Source organism: Paenibacillus taichungensis, assembly GCF_047302525.1.
Lineage (GTDB): Bacteria > Bacillota > Bacilli > Paenibacillales > Paenibacillaceae > Paenibacillus > Paenibacillus taichungensis_B.
Window position 1 is genome coordinate 3,724,260 of record NZ_CP168020.1, and the last position, 18,033, is coordinate 3,742,292.

Annotated in this window: 10 protein-coding genes; 1 reads left to right on the plus strand and 9 read right to left on the minus strand. The window is 45.0% G+C overall.

Annotated features, from left to right (window positions below):
* Positions 1-24 precede the first annotated feature (24 nt).
* The 9 genes from ACDJ58_RS16575 to ACDJ58_RS16615 all read right to left on the minus strand — a co-directional run bounded on the left by ACDJ58_RS16575 (position 25) and on the right by ACDJ58_RS16615 (position 16,924).
* The gene (locus ACDJ58_RS16575; protein ID WP_413371973.1) at positions 25-993 is read right to left on the minus strand and encodes an ROK family protein; all 969 of its coding nucleotides are present in this window, start codon (positions 991-993) and stop codon (positions 25-27) included.
* A complete protein-coding gene (locus tag ACDJ58_RS16580) occupies positions 990-2,894 on the minus strand; it encodes a class I mannose-6-phosphate isomerase (RefSeq protein ID WP_413371975.1) in 1,905 nt (634 codons plus the stop codon). The genes ACDJ58_RS16575 and ACDJ58_RS16580 overlap by 4 nt, the downstream gene beginning before the upstream one ends.
* Positions 2,895-2,988: 94 nt before the next feature.
* On the minus strand, positions 2,989-3,915 hold the full coding sequence (locus tag ACDJ58_RS16585; protein WP_413371976.1) for an AraC family transcriptional regulator: 927 nt from the start codon (positions 3,913-3,915) through the stop codon (positions 2,989-2,991).
* A 98-nt stretch (positions 3,916-4,013) separates the two neighbouring features.
* Positions 4,014-11,261 carry an endo-alpha-N-acetylgalactosaminidase family protein gene (locus ACDJ58_RS16590; RefSeq protein WP_413371977.1) on the minus strand — a complete coding sequence of 2,416 codons (7,248 nt, stop codon included), beginning with the start codon at positions 11,259-11,261 and terminating at the stop codon, positions 4,014-4,016.
* A 34-nt stretch (positions 11,262-11,295) separates the two neighbouring features.
* Entirely contained in the window at positions 11,296-13,470 is a 2,175-nt protein-coding gene (gene gnpA / locus ACDJ58_RS16595; protein WP_413371978.1) for a 1,3-beta-galactosyl-N-acetylhexosamine phosphorylase, read from the minus strand.
* 14 nt (positions 13,471-13,484) lie between these two features.
* Positions 13,485-13,667, minus strand: coding sequence for a DUF6903 family protein (locus tag ACDJ58_RS16600; protein WP_413371980.1), 183 nt, complete (start codon positions 13,665-13,667; stop codon positions 13,485-13,487).
* 6 nt (positions 13,668-13,673) lie between these two features.
* Positions 13,674-14,567, minus strand: coding sequence for a carbohydrate ABC transporter permease (locus tag ACDJ58_RS16605; RefSeq protein ID WP_413371981.1), 894 nt, complete (start codon positions 14,565-14,567; stop codon positions 13,674-13,676).
* Positions 14,568-14,578: 11 nt separating this feature from the next.
* Positions 14,579-15,472 carry a carbohydrate ABC transporter permease gene (locus ACDJ58_RS16610; protein ID WP_413371983.1) on the minus strand — a complete coding sequence of 298 codons (894 nt, stop codon included), beginning with the start codon at positions 15,470-15,472 and terminating at the stop codon, positions 14,579-14,581.
* A 93-nt stretch (positions 15,473-15,565) separates the two neighbouring features.
* Positions 15,566-16,924, minus strand: coding sequence for a carbohydrate ABC transporter substrate-binding protein (locus ACDJ58_RS16615; RefSeq protein WP_413371985.1), 1,359 nt, complete (start codon positions 16,922-16,924; stop codon positions 15,566-15,568).
* A 217-nt stretch (positions 16,925-17,141) separates the two neighbouring features.
* On the opposite strand from ACDJ58_RS16615, the gene ACDJ58_RS16620 reads away from it, so the two are divergent.
* The gene (locus ACDJ58_RS16620) at positions 17,142-17,975 is read left to right on the plus strand and encodes an AraC family transcriptional regulator (protein WP_413371987.1); all 834 of its coding nucleotides are present in this window, start codon (positions 17,142-17,144) and stop codon (positions 17,973-17,975) included.
* Positions 17,976-18,033 lie beyond the last annotated feature (58 nt).

Below are 18,033 nucleotides of genomic sequence, written 5' to 3' on the forward strand. Positions count from 1 at the left end.
CTTTTTTTCTCCTTTATTGGTGGATTAGGTACCTTTTACGAGTTGGAAAATCCCGTGGAACACATGCTCCTGCATTTGTTTCTCATTATGCAGAGGGATCTTCTCGGGCAAGAGCGCTTCCGAAAGCGCGCCGCCAAATAGATCATGGGTTTCGGCAATTTGTCCCCCCAGGATCAGACGAGCGGGGCGAAACTCTGCCACGTACGGACGCAGCATTTCCCCAAGCCGCTGTCCGTAAAGCTGCCATACACGGATGGCGGAGGAATTTCCCTGTCTGGCCGCTATGGCCAGATGATACACGTCCTCTCCCTGCCTTCGAGCATCATGGCTATCTGCCAAGGCCAAAATCCCTCGGCTTCCGAACAGATCATCCACGGTTCCTCCGTTGTATTGCTCGGCATACAACATGCCTGAGTCGGGAATTCCCCATTTTCCGCTGACAATGGACCGGTTCTCAACAAAAGCGGAGCCAAGGCCCGTTCCCAATGTAAGGCAAAGCAATCTGTCCTGTGGAAAAAGCCTGCTGACCCCCAGAGCGAACAGGGCAGCATCATTGCCAAAACGAATATCTGCGGCGGCAAGCTGGGTCATCCATGTAGGAGCAGTGCGCTCCGCTGCAAGCGCCGTTAATTCACACCGCAGCAGTGTTTTTAGATTGAATTCATAAAGCTGCTCGTATTTATTCAATCCCTGGATACGGGAAACGCCTGTGTCGTATTCAAAAGGTCCGGGGAAAGCAAAACCGATGTGAAAATTGGCAAAAGTGGCCCGGGTCCCTTTATCGGTACTTAGCCTCTCCATGTAGGCGACGTATGCAGCGGCAAGCTCCTGGATCACGCCAGCCAGATTGGAGGCGATTTCATACGCGCTACTGTCGGAGTGTGATGACCTTTTGACATAAAGTTGTGGTAGAAGATTCCCGTCACTCAGTACAACGGCACCCTTCAAAAAGGTTCCCCCGGCATCAATGGCAATCGTGACGTCAGGGTTCATAAAGGTTCACCAGATTTCCAGTGATGCGGAAGCAGAGGCATCTTCCAGTCTGGCGAAACCTGTGCCCGGATTAGAGTGCACGATCGGTCACCCAGAGACTCCAGACGGAAACCTCCGACGGAGGCAGGAACGATATACGCTTCGGCGTACCCCCACTCCACGGCCGCTGCCTCATCATCCAGCGGAGTCAGCCGCACACGGACGCCTTCTACGAGGTTGAACATAACAAACTCTCCAGCCGTATCGTCGATCCACTCTCCGTCCAGTTTTAATCTTTTGATCTGAAAAAGCAGATCCTCCCGTTCGCCCAGCAGCTCTTCCCTGCTGTCTCCCTGTACCCGGCTTTCCTTTGGAACCGCTATCAAATGCTTCTGAACGTAATCAGTGTCAAACTCTTCCTGCATGTTGGCTCTGGCATGATCGCCGTTGATCGGACGCGGCAGTCCGTCTCTGTCTAGCCGCAAATGGTCGTATATTTTGAAGGTAAACCACCAGGTTGTCGAAGAGATCTCCAGCACCAGATTGTTTTTGCCCGAAAAATGTACGGCTCCCGGCGGGATCAGAAAAAGGTCACCCTTACTCGCTTCCCAAATGTTCACATATTCTGGGATCTTCAGCGGTTTTCCCAAAGTGTGGGCAGATTCAACCGCCTGAAGCAGATCCTCCCCGGTTGTGCCCTCTGTGAAACCCAGTCCCACAAAAGGTTTGGCGCCCTCCTTCTGTTCCATAATGTAATAGGATTCCTGCTGCGTCATCGTTTCGTTGAAGGTCTGCTCGATGTAAGCCTGCTGGGGGTGGACCTGCAAAGACAGATGATCCCCGTCGATCGTATCGAGATAATCAAACCGGATCGGAAAATAGTCGCCAAACAGTTGGACATTGCGCTCGCCCATAATTGCTTCTGGATGAGCGGACAGTAGCAGCGGGAAAGGAAGCTCCACTATAAAATCCCGATAACCGATTAATATCGTGTTCTCCGGTGCGATAGGTTCAAACCCCCATGCGCAGTTATTCCAATCCTTAGGCAGGTCGCATAGTTCTTTTAAATACTGTCCGCCCCAAATCCCCGGTGCAAAAAATGGCTTTACTCGAAAAGGCTGCTGGGCTGCTGAAGCCAAAAGTCGGCGCAGCATGGGGACGGTGACCAAAACGGGTCGTTCCCGGTTGTTCGTATCCACGTAGTAGTCAAAGTCATACAAGTGGCGTTTGCGATATTCCTCCCAGACGGGCCACTCCAGAAACAAGGCCTGTTTATAGGTTTCGACCGTATCCCGGCAAGGACCTAACCCCAGAGAACCCATCCCCTGCTGATGCAGTTTCTGCTGTGCTTCTCTGGATAAGTCGCAAAACAGAGAAACGTTCGTTAAACCTGATGCTGTAGAAAGGAAACCAGAGCCAGGCCCAAAGGTCACAACGATGGGGGCTAACTGATCTACGTTTGGCGACTGGGCCTCTGCATGTTCAGCGGAATGATAAAGCCGAAGTTGATCGTCTACATCACTGAGCCAGACCGACTGTGCATGTGGCCGGAAATAATCCTTAACGCTGACGTCCGAGGCTACAACGCCAAAAGCACGGTTATCCGTCAGATAAGGGTGAAACTGCTGAAGCAAATCTGCAGAAGACTTTAAATAATCAGCGCTGTCTATTTCAATTAAAACCCTGCTCTCTAGGTGGCAGCGCGACCGAAGTATTTCCAGACATTCGCTGAATGCGGCACCATGCGTACCGTCAATGACCATATAAAAAGGAAGCAAATCATTCTGTACACATTCGGTCCAAATTTGATCAAGCCATTCTTCATACGCATTCCAGATCCCCGGTTCTGCCTCTTGGTCGGGCTGAAGCCGAATGAAATTGACTGGGTTGGTTTGAAAGGCCAAAGGGGCTATTCGGGGCATGTTTAAACCTCCAACTCTATATCGATTTATGTTCATCATTGTATAGGGAGTTGGAGGTGCTGTCTTTAAACGATCAAGCTGTGTTTTTGTACGATCAGGACATTCGGGGTGGGTAATGCATTTTGCCAGAGCGGCCTTCGGCAAACTGATTGCGTCGGAATTTGGCCGGGGAAACACCAAGCTCGCGGGTAAATATCCGGGTAAAATAATGCACGGATTGGAACCCGCACTGGATGGCGATATCTTTAATTGGTGTCTGTTCATTTAACAGGAGCCCAGCGGCTTGCTGCACACGTCGTTCCTGAATGTAGTGGACAAAGGACTGCCCCAGATTTTCCTGAAACAACCGGGTCAGGTGGCGGGACGAAATGTGGAGGTGCCTTGACACCGTCATAAGCGTAAGCTCATTGATCAGATTATCATCAATGTACCGTTTGGCCTGTCGGAACAACGTATTTGGTTCCACGGGCTGCTCTCCCATGTCGGCCGAATCTGATCGAGTCGGAACGTGCAAATCTGCTATGGATAACAGCAGAGAAGCGGAAATTTGCTTTACAGCAAGAGGAAGAGTTGCCCCAGGCTGGTCGAAAGAAGTAATGAGCGCTTGCCATAAATGGCCAGTTGGCGTAAGGTCCGCTTGCTGCGCTACGCTTTGCCCAAGCTCGGCAAGACGACGGAAGGATTCAGTATAATAAACATCTGTGTGGGCTTCATCCAGTTCGAAAGCCACATAAGAAAGTGTCAGTCCGGTCTGGCTGCGGATTTGATGCCATACGCCTGGAAGAGATAGAAATGCTGTTCCTTTATTTAAAGCATAATGCTGGTTTTGTTCTATGTAGCTTCCTTCACCGTCTACCACATAACAAGCCTCAAAAAAGGAATGCCGGTGGAAGGCATTGTCGAAATGATCGGGCATGAATCCCCAATACAAAATGGACAATGAAAGCCCTGTTTGCTCCACTTTTGTAATATAACGATTGCATATTTGATTGGCCCGGCGGAAGCTGGCTTCGATGGTCATGGCGTTCCTCTCCCTTCAAGCTCTCATTATACGTTTGCTTAGCAAAAAGGCAAACCGGAAGTCGGTCTGCCTTTTTGAATATTTTTCAACTAGGTAAATCAGATGATGCCCTTTTCGCAATACGTTAATAATCTGCTAAATAAAACAGCTGCCTCAGCCCGGGTCAGATTACGTTTCGGATTAATTTTTTGATCAGGTGTTCCTTGAATGAGACCAAGCTCAATGCAAATTGCTAATGCTTCCTTGGACCAGATTCCTGCCTTATCCGCATCTTTGTACTTAGACAGTACCATTTGCGTTGTATTGGAGACTTCTGGCAATCTCCCTTTCATCTCAAGCGTTCTTACTATAATAACGGCCATTTCTTCACGGCTTAAGGGTTTCATAGGTTCAAATAAATTACCCGCATAGCCTTTAAACAAACCTGCATCCGTCGCAGCACGAACATCATCCTTATACCACTTATCTTCTGTTACGTCTTTAAATGATGATGACCCATCAGCCTTAAGACCAAATGCTCGAGTTAACATCGCTGCGATTTCAGAACGGTTTATAGTCAGATCTGGAGCAAATTTCTGATCATTCATGCCCTTGATAATACCTTTGCTCACAAGAGCTTCAATTTCCTTGTTTGCCCAGTGACCAACCGTATCCAGAAATGCTTTGGGTTTGGTGTTGCCCGTATCCGGCTTAGCTCCAGTTTGGTTATCCTGATCAGACCCATTATTTGTTCCTGTACCAGGATTAGGGTGGGTATCGGTTTTCGTACCTGTGCTTGGATTTGATCCGGTATCTGGGTTTGATCCCGTTCCTGGATTCGTACCTGGATTGCTGCTGTTCTTCGGCTTAACCTTTACAGTCGCAATCGCTTTAATGTCCGTCCCATTGACCGAACCTTTCACCTGAAAAGTACCTGCCTGTGCATAAAGGGAAGGATCAATCGTTTCCCATACAACGGCAGCATTCGCAGTCGTATCATTACTCAATGTCACAGTCACTTGCGCAGGCAATATCGGTGTAGAACCAGCTTCCGTTTCAACCTGTACATTCTCAATGGATACGATGTTAACTGCTAATTTTTCTTTAATGTAGAAATCATCCAGAATTAAGGCGTAATCAGAAGTAGGGCCTCCAGCTCCTTTGGATACCATTTTGAAAATAACTTGGTAATCATTTTGATCACCTGTCGCGAATTTTTTCTGGAAGCGAGTATAACCCCCATCTTCACCCGCTTTATTACCCGGATTAGGTAGTGTGCTCAGTGTTTCCTTCAGCACGATTTCCCCTGTAGAACGTGATTGTACAGAAACCTCATAACCAGCATACTTTTCTAAGGTATAAATAAAGCCTAAGTCATATTCTGTGTTTGGTTCCATTTTCACGCTGGATTCATTCGTTTTTATTAATTTACCAACATCGGTTTCATTAACTTTCAACGAATTCTCCCCATCCAGAACCCAGGTCATTACAGGACCAACCTTGTTCTCAGATGCTGATACTACGGGGTTGTTATCCTGTTTATTACTTTGATCGGTTGCAATATGAATTTTCCTATCCCCACCACCATACTCAAAAGGCCCCCAGCCTTCGTACACATTTTCAAAATCCTCATATACAACGTAGCCCTTATTCGTAGGGTCCTTCTCTACAGTTGTATGCTCCCAAATACGCACATCATCAAATTGAACAGTACCCGCTCCTGGATCAGCTACAAGCTTAACTGTTGCAGAATTAATCCCTGCCGGAACCTTGAATTCAACATTCATTCTTTGCCATTTGGTGTCCACGAACTTGAAGGATGATTTATGGATGCCATCTTGACCTGTCACATTATTGGAATAAGTTTTACCATTAACCGTGACCTGAAGCGAGGATTTTCTCCCCTTCTCAGTCTGTGTCCACACTCCAACGGTGTAATCCTGATCAGGCTGCAGTCCGGTAATCTCCTGTGAGATTACACCTGAATTACTGCCGACCTCTGCGTATCTGTTCCAATTCGATTTATTCATTTCTTTAGTAATATCGTATTCTGTATCCCCTTGAACAGTCTTAATTGTAATGTTTGCTGGATCATCGACTGTCCATGAATCTGGAACATTGAACTTCTCTGAATTGAAGGCAAAATCCTTGATCAAACTGCCTTCTCCCCAATTCCCTGCATTAGGCACCAAAGTCAGGGCATCAGCAGATGCTGGATACAATACATAAGGCGTATTTTTCTTTGCCTTAGTAATCGTAAGAGATTCATTCCGAGCAACCAGAGTATCCACTAGAACTTTACCTTGTTGGGTCAATTCGTACATATTAAATTGCTTTACATCTTTAAATTCATCCGTCAACTGCCAAGTGGTCGAGTTACCCGTTGTGTTCCAGTGGTACAACTTCGCACCATCGTTAACATCCAAGGTTCGATTAGCTTTGATATCCCAAACCCATGGAATTAACGAGTTAGCCTCACCTGTATGGCGCACTGATTCATCGGTAGTCGTTCCGGTATCTTTCCAAGAAGAGATCAGCTTGGCATTCTTGGTAAGCTCAATCATACCAGTGGATTTATTTCTCTTAGAGACGACATCATTATCAAAAGTTACTTGGTCTTCTTCATATTTCAGCACACCGAAATGCTGCATATACTTCGTCGGCAATACTTCATTGAAGAATACCGTTACACCCTGTTGTACGTCTGGCTTAGAATCCCCCCAAGTGGTCACACCAGGGATTTTTTGTCCTTTAAATAAAGCGTTCCCCACAAAAATATCCAGATTGTTCTTCACCATTCTAGAAAGGATACTCTTGTTCCCTTTATTGGGATATCCCAAATCCGGACCCCAGTGAACGAAATCCACACCCGGTTCAATCGGACCTGAGAATTCTGTTCCTACTTTGACTCCAAGACCATTGGCATATTGCAACAATTTATAGGCATTGTAGTCATTGCCGGTATACACGTCTACATAATAGAAATCCAACGCAGGGTCTTTAGGGTTATTGGCGTCCTTCGTGAGATTATATAGATTGGTTAACCGTGATTTCAGTTCACCGCTCAGGACATCCTTCGTTTGATCTACATAATAAGCCGTATCGATCCAATCCCAACCTTTGGAGAGTCTATCTGTCTTAGGTCCATTAGCTGTAGCCCCAGTTAAATTGGAGTAATCCAATTCGTTGGCATCAAGATGATATTCGGTTGCATTCAGATGCACGCCGACGTGAAGGTTGTACTTATCCCCCTCATCGATCAAATAATTGAAATCATCCAATCCACCTTGTCTTACACCAATATTGGAGTAGGAAGGAATATCATCATCATGCCCTTCCGCCTGATAACCCTTATGCAGAATCATCTGTCCAAAACCGTCTGTAAAATTATATAGAACTTTTCCCGTATCCAAACTGTTCAAGAACGGATCATTGGCTTGACTAGCAAAGTTGAAGGCAATGTACATCATATTGTTCTTCATATCCTGCGCGCCAAATGGCTCATTGTAAATTTCCGTTCGGTAAGCAACAGCCGCATCCTGCCAATCTGTCTTATCGTCGTTATTGCGTTCCCCAGTGACGACCACTTCATACCATGGTAACTCTTCAGTTTCACTACTTTGAAGATGTCGATACGTCCAACTGCCTGGCTTCACCGTTATTTTATTGACAAGTGGTTTTTTCTCTGTGTTGATTATCAATTTATTGCCACCGCTCATGACGTTATCCTCTGCCGATGCTGCCAGGCCATCTCCACTCACCATAGCCATCGTTACACCGGTTGAACCGCTTTGCTTCATAAGAGACATATCGTCAACCAATTCCTCTGAGACTCCGTGCCACTCCCCGTTTGACTTACTCCATGCATACGATGCATCTTTCATTGAACTATTCACATGGATCAGAGCGTTGTTCATTTGAATTGAACGCACTAAGAAATCCGGGCCGTCGGAAATTTTATCAATTTCAAATCGAACTACATTGTTCGCCTTTGCCTCGAGATGCCCATCAATCACAACACCGATCTCATCAAACGTCATCGTGTACTGATATGTGCTAGCACTCTCTTTCTTCGACACTGTACGTGGTACATAATCCTTATTATTAATCTTCACACTATTCGTTTGCTCCACGTCAGCCTGTAGCGTGTGATGATCCACTTGATACTCTACAATGCCTGGAAAATCTTTATATACGGTAACGGTCATACCATCATTCCCAATCGTATCTGTCTCTTGCGCCAGCTTCAGCTTAGGTAGCGACTCAAGTTCGATCATTTTGAGGTTACTCACCGTCATTTGTTTGGTTCCATACCATGAACGAAGACCAAACCAACCTGGCACAACAGCCATCGATTCTTCAGATATTGAACCCATATCCGTAGCTACGCCATCAGGACCCGTAATGTTGAGACTAACCGTTGTTCCCACCAAACGAAGCTCAATATGATAATTTGTATTGGCCTGCATCTGATACGTATTGGGAAAGGATATCTCATTCCCGTTACTTGTTGTGACCTTCCACTTCCCATTAATATCATGAACGACACCTACATATTTGTCAGCTGCCGAACCTCTCACGATAAAACCATAACGGCCACCATCTGCTCCAGCGGAAACATTGGTGTTAAAATCAAAAGTGAGTACCTGATCAGCGAATTTAGGGCTATCCTTATCCACGGCTAATGAAACCCCTGGCATGTTCAATCGGATTTGGCTGTCTCCATTGGCGAGAACCTCTGGTTTACTGTTATCAAGAGCACCCCAGTTCTGCGCATTATAATCTGGTGCATACACCCGAACCTCTTCTGCAGTGATCGCGTCTATCTTGGCTTGAATCGCATGGGTCACAGAATTGTAGATGCCAAATGAACCTGGTGTATATCCAGTTACATTCACACTGCCAGCCCTAATTCCATTCACGTAAAGGCCTAGCTCGTTCTCGATCATTTCTACACGTAGCGTGTAATCTTTGCCAGAAGCAAGTGCAGTAGTAGCACCAATCGCAAAGGCATCATTACTGCCTTCCAGCTTGTATTTCCAATTCCCCGGACTTTCTTCGTAAATCACGATATTTCCAAGTGTAATCCCCGTAGCTCCATCCGACTGCATTTTCACTTGATATATGCCGTTGGCTACTGGTGTTACATCCTTATTGATAGCAGCCGTTCCAGCATCCAACATCCCTTGCAAATATCCACTAGAAACTTGCGGCGTATCCTTGAAGCCTTCCCAATTTACGATTGAATCACCTTCATAGTACTCTTCATATCTCAGCTTGCCAACATGGGATGAAGACGTATTCATATCAAGGAATTCTTCAGTAAAAACAACATTATCAATATAAATGTAATTCTGCGCAACTACCCCAAAAGACCCTTCCCCGAGTTGCTGCCCTGTCGGTAAGTTTGCTTGCAATGTAGCGCCATTAATACTTAAGATCACAGAATGATCAGAGTATTGAAGTCCAACTTTGTTCCAGGTATTAGGTAAAGGATTGAATTCCATCGCATCAGAAATGACAAAGTCAGTGCTGGTCCCATCCTTATTCAACAATACCCATTTCGTGCCTTCATATTTCACAATAGCACCATCGCCTATAACAAATCCGATATCCGTTGTTGCTGGCTTCACATTCAACATATATGTGGCGCTTTGCAAGGACGGTGCATCCAAGTTCATTACATTGTCTTTGATATTGGATAGTCTCAATACCCGATTACTACCTTCTGTAATAATTGTAGAATCAGCACCAGTCCAAGTACCTTTAATTCCATCCTCAAAATCATTACTGTATTGTGCAATTTGTTTGGGTTCAATGATCTCATTCGTATATTGTACATTGTCGATTTGAAGCTCTACAGTGCTTCTAATCCGAAGCCCGAAACGCCCAGCTGCTTCAGAATACTGTTCAAAAGTAATATCGCCAATCCGCTTTTTATTCAAAAAAACCGTTATTTTCTTACCATTAAAATTAAACATGAGATTGTTCCAACGCCCTTGAATCGGATAAGGAATCTCTTGCTTATCTCCCCAGCCCGTATTGGACTCCGGTATCCAGCTGCTCGGATCAACCCCGAGTTCATTGAAAATACTTGCTGAATCATTCATTCTGAAACCAAAAGCAAATCCTTGTCCGCTAACCAATTTGTCCGGATTAACCAGTTTGAAATCTAACGAAAGAGTTCCTTGTTGAATTTGTGGCGAATCCAGATCCACACCTCGTTCGCTAGATCCTTTTTTTAGGGAGAGAACTTTATTGCCCGTAATATCCGTCACGACCGTTGCTTTCAGCCCAGACCAATGGGGTATATAATTTGTGTCTTCGTAATCTTGAACATAATTAACAATGTTTGAAGGTTTCTCCTTCGTGCCCACACCTTCAATTCTCACACTCTTGATGGCAATCTCTCCTGTAGCATAGCGCTTATACAGTCCAATTTGACCTAATCCAGATAAAGAACTCAATAAATCAGTATTCTTATTGTAATAAGTCACGTCGTCTACAATGATCAAAAGCTTCGTACCATTAAAGCCGATCTGAATGTGATAATCTGTGTCCATTTTTAGTTCTGGTCCGTCAAATGTTTCCCACTTACTTGTACCATCCGGACTCTGAATAACCCAGGATGTGCCGGCATCATAACGAATAGCCATGCCTTGGTTACTATCATTAGATCCTAGAACAAATCCAATATTGCTTTGATTTGTGCTGGTATAACGCATCGTTGTATCTATGATTCCTCCGGAGAGCCAAGGAGCCTTATCCCATGTTGCTATAGCTCCACTACCTCCCAGATTACTGATCGATACTGTCAATCCGTTATTTACTGAAGTCGTTCCATTTCCTTTGACGAAAGTCATGGCTTCCGGTTCCATAGACTGATAGTTGTTTGTGTAGGAAACAACCTCTTCGTTACTTGGAACATTATTCTTTAGTTCATCCAGGAATGTACCTATATCCACATTTCCTGTTGTTTCCATATCCTTTTCAAGAACCGTGATTCCAGCTTCAGCTTTAATACTCGTTCCCTCTACAGATCCCTTTACGGTAAATGTCCCTACCTGCGCATAATCAGAAGATTCGATTGAATCCCAGCTCACCATGACTTCTGCGGTAGTGCTGTCACTGTATACTGCCTGTATTACCGATGGAATTGCTGGCTGCTCATCAACGTATGTTTCAACCTTAATCGAAGGGATGCTCTCGATCGTTTTTTCCTGTGGCTCAATTGGCAAATCACCAAATTCTTTTGAAGTAGCATAAGCAGTATTGCTAGGGAGTACCATCAACTGACTTGAAGCAACCAATAAAACCATCATCCAAATCCATAATTTGAATATCATTTTATTATTTTTTTTCCGCATCAAATCATTCCTCCTATAATAGAATGCTAGATTTTTATATTTCGTACCACTTGATCTCATTTGCATCCAGCTTCAGTGAAAAGCTGGAGCCATCACCGCGGTAAACGACCGTTTCCTGTGGCTCATACGTATTATTCACCACGCAGAATTTGCCCTTTTCCACATAAGCATGAACCTCAACATTATAGTTCTCACTGAACCAGCTGTTCAGCTCCTGATCGCTGTGGGCGCTCCAGAGGATCGCACGGTACAGCAAGCGGCTATTCTCGAAGCTGTATGGTAAACCGCTTATATATACGCTTCGCCCGTCGCCGAATTCGTTCACCGCGAGTTGAACTTCCTTGTCCGTTTGACGGAGAATCGTAGTACCGTCAAGGGCAAAAATATTTTTTTTACCTTCTCCAAAGTTGATTTCCTTGCTTCCATCCGGATTGGTTTTACAATCTGCCGTAATGAAATGTTCATGCTCATCCCAGTTATATTTATCATAACCCAGCGTAAAGCCACGTTCTTCCTCTACACCGAGGATGTTGGCCAGTTGGAAAAAGCGCCCATTCGCCTGATGCGCTGTGGGTTCGCCAACACCGATAAATCCGCCGCCTTCATAAACAAACCTTTTTACGGCGGTAACGATATCCGTATCAAGCCACCATTCTCCGCCCGTATAGGCTGTATCTGCATCGCCGACGTTTAATATGACGTCAATATCATCTAAGACGGAAGGATTTTCTTTGATATCGTCGAAGCTGATGAATTTCACTTCAAAAGGTGCACCTGAGAGAGCTTCAATAATACCGGCATAACTGTAATTTTGCTTGTAATAAAGTGCATGATGGACCATATGGTTCCCCCAGGCCCGCATTTTGCCCCAACAGTTGAGCACGGCTACTGACTTGACGCAATACGGCGAGGTTCCCTGTACATTGTCATAGAGCGTACGGAACTCATCCGTAACGCTTTCTACATATTCAATAAACTCGGGAAAATCAAGGGCGAGCTTAAGATATCCGCCGTAGCCGATCCGATCGATCGGTTTGCGGAGAATCGCACGTCGTGCGGTGACCCAATTTACTTTGGCTTCCTTTACGGGGTCCCCGCCTGTATGAAAGGTATCCGGGAAAAAGTAAGGTAAGAAACGACCTTCCGTATATTGCACGCCTGGGATGTCGCTGATCAGTCTTAGTGTTGAACCGTTACCTACACTTCCGACTACGGCATCCAGACCGATCGATGCAAATTCCTCCATGAATGGTTCTGTGCCGATCCAATGATCACCCAGGAACATCATGGCCTCCTTACCGCATTCGTGGGTAATATCGACCATTTCTTTGGCAAGCCTCGCCACTTCACGACGTTGGAATGCTTGAAAATCACGGAACTCCTTCGTAGGTATTCGATAGGTGTTGTTATAGTAACCTTGGTCGATAATAAATTCAGGTCTGAACCTGTACCCGATCTCTTCCTCAAACTGTTCGAGGATATAAGGGCTAACTGAGGCAGAATAGCCGTACCAGTCCACATATTTTTCACGAGCGAGCTCATCAAAAACCAAGGTGAATTGGTGGAAGAAGGTTGTATAGCGAATCACATTGACATAAGGATGATCTTCGATGAACTTGCGAATTCGCTCCATCGTGTACTCACGAGTCTTCGGTTGACGAACATCAAAGGTAATTTGATGCTCGACATCTTTCCATTCATTGGTGACCGCATTGTACATATGAACCGGATCCCACATAATATAAGCCAAAAAACTAACGGTATAATCATGGAACGGCTGGGTTGTGATATTGACATCGCTGGTTTTGTCGTCATAGCTCCATTGTTCGGTCGGAACGACCTCTCCGGTTGTACGATCGATGACTTCCCACCAGCGCTGAATATCGTCTCTACAATTCACTTTGAGCATGTCGGGATAAATCCCCTTCATAAGGGAAATGGAAATGCTTTCGCCTTCAGCCGTATGAATGGGAGTCATCAAATACATTTGTTGAATCTCTTCAGGGTTGGCATTAGCCCATACGTTATCCTTACGGGTTGTATAATAAGTGGAATAGACCTTGGCATCGATATCCCGCAGCTCGGCGGGAAAGTCAGTTCCATCACAATCGCGCACAGCGTCTGCTCCCCAGCGTTTCATGATCTCCAGAGTTTGCGGAATAACATCTAAATCAGTAGGGATCGTTACACGTCCTCTTTTTGTACTCATGGTTGAAAACTCCTCTATTTATATTTTCGGTTATATAGCCATAGCAGACCGATCAGCATAGCGAGCCCAAGCAACATCAGACCCAGTCCGGGGGCTCCTATGTTCTTTTGGCCGACAATGACCAATCCGATACCGACGATAAAAAAAATCAGCATCAACAAATTACGCAAATAATTCTTTGTAAAGTCTTCCATCATCGCACCTTATCCTTTCAGCCCGCCCATCGTCATGCCTTGGGTTAGCTTTTTTTGTACCAGAATATATATAATCAAGGTTGGAAGCATGACCAGCACCAGACCTGCATACATCTGACCATACTGAACTGCGGATTTTTGCGCTGCCATCAGGTTCATTAAGCCGACAGGTAATGTCTTAAGGGTTGGTTTGGTGAGGAGCGTCATAGAGATGATATATTCGTTCCAGTAGGACAGGAAATTGAACAGAATAACCGTTACGATGCTGGGTTTGGCCATAGGCATGATGACTTGCACCATAGTACGGAAATAGCCAGCACCGTCCACCGAGGCCGCTTCCTCAAATTCTTTGGGCAGCGACTTAAAATATCCCGACATGAGATAAATCGTGAATGGCAGTGCCATCGCAGCATAAACCACCGCAAGAATAAACAGGTTGTTCAGCAATACAGGGTGCCCCAGAATGCCGCGGAGCATCTTGTCGCCGTTATTAAGCATCAGAAAGATAGGAACAATGATATAGTTGACATTAATAAACAAACCCGCCATAAACATCATATTCCAGAATCCATTCCCTCTAAATTTAAAACGAGAAAGTACATAGGACGCAGGCAATGCCACAATAAGTAGAAGCACCAGTGCGATTACCGTCACCAATACGGAATTGAGCATAAAAGAACCCATTTTTGCCTTCAGCCATGCATCAGCAAAGTTCTGTAGATGCATCCCGGCGGGTAGTGCCCAGGGACTGCCGTAAAACTCACTGTCTTGTTTGATGGAGGCCATGAATGCCCATAGAACAGGGATGAGGATGAGGATGGCTAAAGCGATCAGTATAACGTAAATGAAGCCTTTGTATAATTTGTCGCTAACACCTCTCCGTGAGCGGTTGTTTGTATTCATCTTATTCCCTCCTAAAATTCCAAATGCTCTCGTCTGGTAACTGCGTTTAGTATCCCAGCAAGCGCAAACGAGAACAGGAACACAATTACACCGATGGCCATCCCATAGCCATAAGAGGAATTAGTATAAGCTTCTTTATACATATAACTGAGGAACACTTCGGTGGCACCGTCGGGACCGCCGCTGGTCATCGTCATCACGAACAAGAAACTCATGTTAATCGTACTGATAATGAAAAAGGTGAGCGTCGTCCGTATGTTCGTCCAGATTAAAGGAATGGTGATCTGGAAAAACTGAGCCATTCGCCCTGCCCCTTCAAGCCCTGCGGATTCATATAAGCTCTCTGGAATGTTGGCCATACTAGCCATGTACATTACCATGTAATAGCCGATCGCCTGCCAGATCATCGCGCCTGCAAGACTGAAAATAACCACTTTCTGATCTCCTAGCCATAGAACGGGCTCTGCTTGTAACCCTCGAAACAGCTTTAGCAATGAATTCAAAAGCCCGCTATTCGGATCGTAAATCGCTGAGAAAATCGCACTGATGACAACCACAGACAGAATGTTAGGAATATAGAAGATTACGCGTAAAACGTTTTGCCCTTTAAGTTTTTCACGTGTGAGCATAGATGCAAACAGAAGTGCCAGAGCAAAGGTCACGATTGTAACCAGAACAATGAGCAATACACTGTTTTGAAAGGTCTGATAAAACTTGTCGCTATGAAAAAGCTTATTGAAATTCTGCAAACCTACGAAGGTTTTGTTATCGGTATAGCCGCCCCACTTGTACAATGACATCCGAAAGACATCGATTGTAGGAATAAGTAAGAAAATTGCAAAAAGGAGGACGGCGGGTGCTAGACAGAAGAAGATAAAACGTCCTCTTCCTTTTTTCATATCCATGGCTTTCTCTCTCCTCCCAAAGGTCAGATCATGGTGGTCAGCCCAGGTCGCCCACCATGATCCTGTTACATTATCAAGGCCCAGGCCTCTTTATTATTTCAATGCTCCCCGCAAGGCGTCGCTTGCTTTAATGATTCCCTCAACCCACTGTTGCTGTGTTTTAGCACCTGTGACAAGGGAGTCAATGGAAGCAAACACTGCATCCGATATATTCACTCCTTCGACAGGGTCTGTTGTTGCAAATGCACCCATAGCAGCCTTTGCCCCATTGTCATAGATGCTGTAGAAAAGCTTGTTGTCTCCATCCAATTTGTCGGACATACCTTTGATCGGTTGAATCGCGCCAACCTTTGCAAAAATAGCTGCTGCCTCATCGGAATAAAGATAAGCAATAAATTGTTTTGCCAGATCCGCGTTTTCCGCTTTGGCAGGAATCCAAATTTGTTCGAAGAAGGTATACGAATAACGGTCGCCACCGTCTTTTATTGCCGGAAGAGCTGTGAAGCCCCATTTGAAGCCTTCTGCTCGCGGAGCTTTGCTCATTTCGCCAACGACCCAAGTACCGTTAGGCATGAAGAGTGCTTTATTGTCCAGAATCAGTTGTTGGTTTTTGGTAAAGTTATCTTTGTTGGCATTTGCGGGAACCGTTTTTTCGGTGTAAGTAGCCAGTTTACCGATCAGTTCAACCGTTTGTTGAGCTTCTGGGGTTTGCCAAATGCCTTCGTTGTAATGCGTCACTTTAGTGAAGAAATCCGCGCCGCCCACCTCGTTGAGCAAGGCATAGAAGAAAGAGTCAAAGTAACCTGACGTCGGATAAGCAAATAGTGAAATACCCTCGGCTTTAGCTTGATCACCTAGAGCCCACATTTCTTCCCAAGTCGTAGGAACTTTCCAACCTTTTTGTTCAAACAAACCCTCGTTATAAAACAAACCGGTAGGGCTGTAGAACATAGGCATGAGATAGGTCTTTCCATCGTTATACGGATTCGTGATCGTTGTATCAGTGAAGCCTGGAATCAGCTTATCCTTGACGGTTACACTTTCGCCGGGTATGGTCATGGACAGCACATCTGAAAGGTCAGTTAGGTTATTATCTTTGACAAAGGTTTCAGTCAAGCCCTTCGGCTGACCCGTTGCCAAATGGATAACATCAGGAAACTCACCAGATTTCATGCCGGGTCCAATGACATCTTCAATATTTTTGTCAATCGTCGTTTCGACTTTCACGCCAGGGTTGGCGCTTTCGAAAGCAGCCGTGATTTCTTTCCATACATCAGCCCCGTAAGCGGTTTCCAAAGCAGCTAGCTTAAGAGTGCGTTGTTCCGTAGACGTTGCCGAGTTCGTGTTGGATGAATCCTTTGTTGAATTAGAACCATTTTCAGAAGAGCTGCCGCATGCTGCCAAGCTAAGAGTCAAAGCTGCCGTGATTGCAAGGCTAAGAATCTTTTTCATAAATCCATTCCCCCTATATTTAGTGATCATACGTAACCGCTTACATTCTTTCTCGCCCTTTTAATTTATCTTAACGGCCTCTTTATATCTACATACATGTTGTCGTTGATTTTATATATCTTGCTAATATAATAAATTTATAAATTTACAATTTTTTCACAACATAAAACGTTGAAATTGGTTCACTAAATGAGATTGAGGAAAGGATGGACTGCAGATGGGAAATGTACGCTATTGGCTTCCCGGAAAGGGACGTGGAGAGATTCCCGCAAAGTTAATCTATGTTAGCTCTTCCATTTATGAAGGAGATTGGTTCAGCATTCGTCATTCACATAACTTCGCGGAGCTGTTTTATGTCCGAAGTGGACGAGGGAATTTCATCGTAGAGGATGAGATTTTTTCGGTGCAGCAGGACGATCTTGTCATCGTGAACCCGAACGTAGAGCATACTGAAGTATCCATTGGCAGTGACCCTTTGGAATATGTAGTGCTTGGGGTTGAGGGGATGAGTTTTGATTTTGGAAAGCAAAGTGGAACCCGTAATCATGAAATTATCAATTATTCAAAACAGAGAAATGAACTCTTGTTGTATTTCAACGCTATGCTTGCGGAAACCGAAAACAAGAATGAAAACTATGAGGACGTCTGTCAAAACTTACTTGAGATTGTAATCATTAGTTTAATGCGAAGATCTGGCCATCCCTTCTCTGTCGTAACCACGCAAAGGGCTGACAAGATATGCAGCCGGATCAAGCGACATATCGACTCGAACTATGCGGAGGAAATCTCGCTCCACTCTCTTGCGGAAAAGGCGCATATCAGCAAATATTATCTGGCACACACTTTCGCTAAATATTACGGGTTGTCACCTATAAATTATCTTAATGAAGTCAGGATTCGTGCGAGCAAGGAGCTGCTAGAAACCACAGATCTTTCCATTGCTCAAGTTGCGGAATCCACTGGTTTTTCCTCTCAAAGCTACTTCTCACAAAATTTCCGCCGGTGTTGTGGCCTAACTCCAAGCGGTTACCGTCTTCAGACAAAAAAATGAGCTCAAATTAACCGCCATCTAGGTAACTTCTAATGTGGCTATATGCTTGTCTTCTGAC

Coding starts and splice junctions, on each gene's coding strand:
- ACDJ58_RS16575 (WP_413371973.1), bottom strand. CDS start 993: ATGAACCCTGACGTCACGATTGCCATTGATGCCGGGGGAACCTTTTTG.
- ACDJ58_RS16580 (WP_413371975.1), bottom strand. CDS start 2,894: ATGCCCCGAATAGCCCCTTTGGCCTTTCAAACCAACCCAGTCAATTTC.
- ACDJ58_RS16585 (WP_413371976.1), bottom strand. CDS start 3,915: ATGACCATCGAAGCCAGCTTCCGCCGGGCCAATCAAATATGCAATCGT.
- ACDJ58_RS16590 (WP_413371977.1), bottom strand. CDS start 11,261: ATGCGGAAAAAAAATAATAAAATGATATTCAAATTATGGATTTGGATG.
- gnpA (WP_413371978.1), bottom strand. CDS start 13,470: ATGAGTACAAAAAGAGGACGTGTAACGATCCCTACTGATTTAGATGTT.
- ACDJ58_RS16600 (WP_413371980.1), bottom strand. CDS start 13,667: ATGATGGAAGACTTTACAAAGAATTATTTGCGTAATTTGTTGATGCTG.
- ACDJ58_RS16605 (WP_413371981.1), bottom strand. CDS start 14,567: ATGAATACAAACAACCGCTCACGGAGAGGTGTTAGCGACAAATTATAC.
- ACDJ58_RS16610 (WP_413371983.1), bottom strand. CDS start 15,472: ATGGATATGAAAAAAGGAAGAGGACGTTTTATCTTCTTCTGTCTAGCA.
- ACDJ58_RS16615 (WP_413371985.1), bottom strand. CDS start 16,924: ATGAAAAAGATTCTTAGCCTTGCAATCACGGCAGCTTTGACTCTTAGC.
- ACDJ58_RS16620 (WP_413371987.1), top strand. CDS start 17,142: ATGGGAAATGTACGCTATTGGCTTCCCGGAAAGGGACGTGGAGAGATT.